The organism is Micromonospora deserti, assembly GCF_003236335.1.
Taxonomy (GTDB): domain Bacteria; phylum Actinomycetota; class Actinomycetes; order Mycobacteriales; family Micromonosporaceae; genus Micromonospora; species Micromonospora deserti.
Map to the genome: position 1 here is coordinate 1 of NZ_POUB01000362.1, position 4,737 is coordinate 4,737.

The window sequence follows — 4,737 nt, forward strand, 5'->3', positions numbered from 1 at the left end:
GGGTCGGGGCCGGTCGGCCAGGCCGGCTAGGCCCTCGGTGTCGTGGCGGGTGATCCACCGCCGTACTGCTCGTCGGTTGGGTTGGCGTATACATGCGCAGGGCGCATACTGGCGGTGACCTCGTCGGGTGATCTTGTGTGGAAACTCGATCAAACCCCGACGAAGTCTTTCCTATGTGGACTTGCCCCGACTCGGGCGCGCGTTACGGACATATTGACCCGTAGGGCGAAGGTGCCGTGGTCAGCCGGCCGCGTACTGGACTTCGGGTTTGCCGAACAGGGCTTTGACCATCTCGGGCTGGTTTTGGCGGCGGCGTAGGTGCGTTGCCGCCGCTGCGGCCAGTCCTGCTGGGTTGGCCGGGTTCGCTTGTGCTACATGCCGTTTGATGTCGCCGTTGAGCAGTTCTACGGGGTTCAGTTCGGGCGCGTAGCCGGGTAGGAAGTGCATCTGGATCTGGTCAACGCGTTCGGCCAGCCAGTCCCGCACCATGATCCGCCGGTGGACCGGGTGTCCGTCCACGACCAGGTGGACCTTCCGGTCCAGGTGACGGACGAGGCGGTCGAGGAAGGCCAGGAACACCGGGCCGGTGAATGAGCCGGTGAAGCAGGTGAAGTACAGTTCGCCCCGGTTGCTGATCGCGGCCATCACGTTGACGTCGAAGCGTTTGCCGGTCTTGCCCACCACCGGGGTCTTGCCTACCGGCGCCCAGCCCTTGCCGACCGAGGCGTCCGAGCGCAGGCCGGTCTGGTCCAGCCACAAGATGACCGCTTTGTCCTTGCCGGCCTGCTTGGCGATGGCCGGGTACCGCTCGGCCAGCCAGCGGGCCACCGCTTCGGGGTTCTGTTCGTAGGCCCGCCGGATCGGTTTCTGCGGCGACATTCCCCAGGAGCGCAGGTACTTGCCGATGGTGACCAGCGACAGGCCGATACCGAACCAGTTACGCACCAGTTGGCGCACCTGCGGACGGGTCCACACCAGGCCGGGCAGGGCGACTTGGTCGGGGTACTTGCCCAGCACCGCTCGCCGCACCCGGGCTTCCTGCCGCGCGTCCAGGGCCTTCTGCTCGCCCGGACGCCGGCCCCGCCTACCGGTCTTGAGCGCCTTGTTTCCCTTACGGTCAAAGGCGTTCACCCATCGCCACACAGTATTCAGTGCATTGTGGACACTGCTGCTTGGGTGAATCCGGCTTTGACCGCCGCGACCGCCCGACGCCGCAGATCCTCTTGTGCCTGCGGAGAAAGCCGCCGCGCATCTCCTGCCATAACACCCATATACGGACAACGATCACGGCACCTTTGAGTTACCTCTCAATAATGCTGTATCTACCGGCGACCATTCGATGTCGACCCGCCCTCACGCGACCAGCGCTGCCACGATTGGCCCCGGGCGGGTGCTGGGGCTGTCTGCTACGGTCGCCGCCATGGCCGCCGTATGGCGGATCGCGAACTAAGCGCCTGGCCAGAAGTCTTGTCCGTAACCGTTGGGGAGCCAGGGTGAGGTCCAGGGTGCGGCGGTGGTGAGGTTCTGCTGGTTGCTTCGGGCGCGGAAGAAGGCGTGGGCCTGTCGTATCCGGTCGGCGATGGTCGCTGGTGCGGTGTTGGCGATGTGTTGTTTGAGTACGGCCCAGATCCGTTCGACCGGGTTGTCCTGGGGGCTGTACTTGGCGCCCTCGATGAGCAGGAGTCGGGGGTGGTCGGCCAGCCACTTCTTGGTTGATCGCGCCGTGGATGGTGCGGCGGATGTTGGAGCCGGGGGTCAGGATGCGGTGACGGATGCCGCGCTGCTGGCGTGGGATGGTGGCTGGCTGCCGTTGCAGTGGGACGGCTGGCCGTGGCTGTCCAGCGCGGTCCACGTGGCCGCCGGTGGCCAGATCGCGACGGGGCAGCAGGCGTGGCAGCTGGCGGTGTCGACAGCAGTACTGTAGCGCGACATTGAAAATGAGCACCTCGGCGCCGTTGCTGGTGAGCACGAAGTGAAGTCCTTCGTGCTCGCGGTGACGGCGCACTGCTCGCCGTGTCGCCGATGACCCGTAAGCGGGCTATGCAAACCCACCGTGAAGCTGCCGCACCGCTTCCGCTCCTCGGCGCGTTGGCCGCGCCTGCGGTGCGGGTCGGCTTGCCATCGAACAACATCGCGCACCGTAACCGCTGTGGGAGCGGGAGACGCGGGATGGATCATCGACCGGGCGCACTCGGATGCGCGCCGTGTCGTCGCACCTGACGGCACCGACCCGCCCAAGTTATGCCAGATCACGCTCATCCCCACTGACGACACGTGCTCATATCGAGTGCCGCTCAACACAGCAGTGCCGGACCGGCGAGACCCCCGCGGTGTCGTGCATGCGCTGCCCGAAGTCCTCGCCGTCGCAGTAGCGGCAGTGCTGACCGGCGCCCGTTCGGCGGCGGTCGCGGAATGGGCCGCCGATGCGCCGTAGCAACTGGGCGTGTTCCGGGACCCGTTCACCGGGGTGTACCGGGCTCCGGACGAGTCCACGTTCGCAGGATTCTGGCCGGTGTCGACGCTGACGCCCTGGACGACACGGTCGGCCGGTGGGTCCTGACGTCCCGGCCGGCGGCCGACACCGGGCGACGGGTATACAGCGTGGACGGCGAACCCTGCGCGGCGGCGGCCCCACCGGTCCCCAGGTGCATCTGCTCGCCGTGCTGGATCAGCGGGCACGGCCGCTACGACATCCGCCGCCTGCAAGCGGTCACCTGCACGGGCCCGCTCGCCCTCGACTTCCCGCACGCCACCCAGGCGCTACGGATCCGGCGTCGCCGGTTCAATCAGAGCACCGGCCGCTGGTCCACCGTCACCGTTTACGCGATCACCAACCTGACCGCCGCCCAGGCCAGCCCCGCCGACTTGGCCGACTGGCTGCGCGGTCACTGGGCCATCGAAGCCCTGCACCACATCCGCGATACCACCTACGCCGAAGACGCCAGCTGCCTGCGCACCGGCAACGCACCCCGCGCCATGGCCACCCTGCGCAGGTAACACCGCGATCAGCCTGCTCCGCTTGGCAGGCACCACCGCCATCGCGAAAGCACTACGCCGCAACAGCCGAAACCCATACCGACCGCTGCAACTACTCGGACTCACCTGAACGGTCAAATGGCTACCTTGCCGTAGCCCTGCCTTCAACACAAGCTGCTAATTTCCGCTTCACTTACCGGGAATTGCCGCATCGGCATCTGCCGGCGTATCCCAGCAATTGCCGCTGAATTCACCGGCAATTCATGAGATGGAGTGCAAGAATGCGAAGAATCCTGACCAAGGCAACCGCTGCTCTGGTAATGGGTGTGATCGTGGCTGTGGCGATCGGGGCCGCACCGGCCAGTGCGGCTAACGTGCGATACCGGGCGGCCGGGTCCTGCAACCTGGACGGCAAGGAGTTCCGCGCAGACATCCACACCTGGGGCAAGCCGACGCGGAACAACCCCGGCGTCTACACCGAGGTCCAGCTATGGGGCTACAAGTTCGACGCTGGCATCGACGCCGCCATCGTCGCGGCCGTCCAGGTGCGGTGGTACGACGGCAGTTGGCACCCGACCGGGCCGATGGGCGTCGTGAACCAGCCGCCAGCCGACGGCAAGTGGCACAACGGCCCCCGGAACACGGGCGTTCAGGACATCGGCTACCTCAATCCCAACAGCCCGTTCGCCATCAGGATCACGGCCTACACTGGGGGCCTCAACTCCGACTTGTGCAGCGTCTTCCTGCGGCCGGTTGACCTGGTATGGATCGGCTGATCTACGGTCGCGCCCGCCCGGCCGGCGCCGCCTTCGCCGGTGTTCTGCTCGGAGCGTCCGCCGCGTAGGCCCCACTCGGCGCAGCACACTGCAGCGAGCCTCGGGCATCCCGGAGCGGGCATCAACTCCGGGCGGTACAGCGGCGGATGCGTCCCGTACCAACAGCCGGTGAACCCGGCGCTGGTCAGATACGGCGTTGAGATCTACTGACAGAGCCCGGGGGCCGTGGGCGATGCCCACGGCCCCCGGGTGCAGATCAGCGGGACGGCGCAGGGCGGATGGCGTGCAGGGGGCGACACGCCGCCCGCCATCCGGAACTCGCCGCCGGCCTAATACTCGACAGCCCGCTGGGAGTTCCAGCCGGGCATCCGCGTCCGCCGAGATCAATGCAAGCCCTCCTGGGCGGACCTGGATGTGCGGTTAGGATCTCCTGCTGTGGCTGATCGGTGACAGCGAAGGCGGAGATCAACGTCATCTGGGCGGTCGATGACTTCACCGTCAGCAACGGCGCTACCTTGATCGCTCCGGGCAACCGTCCGCAGCCGCAGAAGCTTGTTCCGGCGGTCATGCCCGCCGGTAGTGTGCTGGTCTACAGCGGCCGCCTGTGGCACACCGCCGAAACCACTAAGCGCCTGGCCAGAAGTTTTGTCCGTAACCCGCCCGAGTCAAGGTAGGCCCACATAGGAAAGACCTCGTCGGGGTTTGATCGAGTTACCACACAAGATCACCCGACGAGGTCATTGCCAGTATGCGCCCCGCGCACGTGTACGCCAACCCAACCGACGAGCAGTACGACCAGCTCATCGACGCCCTGCACCGGCAGTGGCGAATAGCCACACGAGCAGTCATGATCCTGCTGTCCGCCGCCGGTTGGACCGCCGCCGAGATCGCCGCCCTGCTGCACTACGACCCCAAAACCGTCCGCCGGTGGATCACCCGCCACGAGGTCGAGGGCCTGGCCGGCCTGGCCGACCGGCCCCGCCCT

6 protein-coding genes and 1 pseudogene are annotated in these 4,737 nt (G+C 66.8%); 5 read left to right on the forward strand and 2 right to left on the reverse strand.

The window, feature by feature from the left end:
• Positions 1-240: 240 nt before the first annotated feature.
• Positions 241-1,281, reverse strand: a complete 1,041-nt coding sequence (locus tag C1I99_RS29220) for an IS630 family transposase (protein ID WP_111137413.1) — start codon at positions 1,279-1,281, stop codon at positions 241-243.
• 165 nt (positions 1,282-1,446) lie between these two features.
• Positions 1,447-1,777 (reverse strand): annotated as a pseudogene (locus C1I99_RS34890) (IS630 family transposase); the annotation flags it as partial.
• On the opposite strand from C1I99_RS34890, the gene C1I99_RS32965 reads away from it, so the two are divergent.
• From C1I99_RS32965 to C1I99_RS29245, 5 genes are all read left to right on the forward strand, one after another.
• Positions 1,766-1,924, forward strand: coding sequence for a hypothetical protein (locus C1I99_RS32965; protein WP_158554119.1), 159 nt, complete (start codon positions 1,766-1,768; stop codon positions 1,922-1,924). The pseudogene C1I99_RS34890 and the gene C1I99_RS32965 overlap by 12 nt on opposite strands.
• A gap of 677 nt (positions 1,925-2,601) precedes the next feature.
• A complete protein-coding gene (locus tag C1I99_RS34330) occupies positions 2,602-2,997 on the forward strand; it encodes a hypothetical protein (protein ID WP_233512779.1) in 396 nt (131 codons plus the stop codon).
• A 260-nt stretch (positions 2,998-3,257) separates the two neighbouring features.
• Entirely contained in the window at positions 3,258-3,752 is a 495-nt protein-coding gene (locus tag C1I99_RS29235; protein WP_146604082.1) for a hypothetical protein, read from the forward strand.
• A gap of 446 nt (positions 3,753-4,198) precedes the next feature.
• Positions 4,199-4,426 (forward strand): phytanoyl-CoA dioxygenase family protein, encoded by a 228-nt coding sequence (locus tag C1I99_RS29240; protein WP_111137415.1) that lies wholly within the window; start codon positions 4,199-4,201, stop codon positions 4,424-4,426.
• 74 nt (positions 4,427-4,500) lie between these two features.
• Positions 4,501-4,737: helix-turn-helix domain-containing protein (locus C1I99_RS29245; RefSeq protein ID WP_233512780.1), on the forward strand; the 237-nt coding region annotated here is incomplete at its 3' end.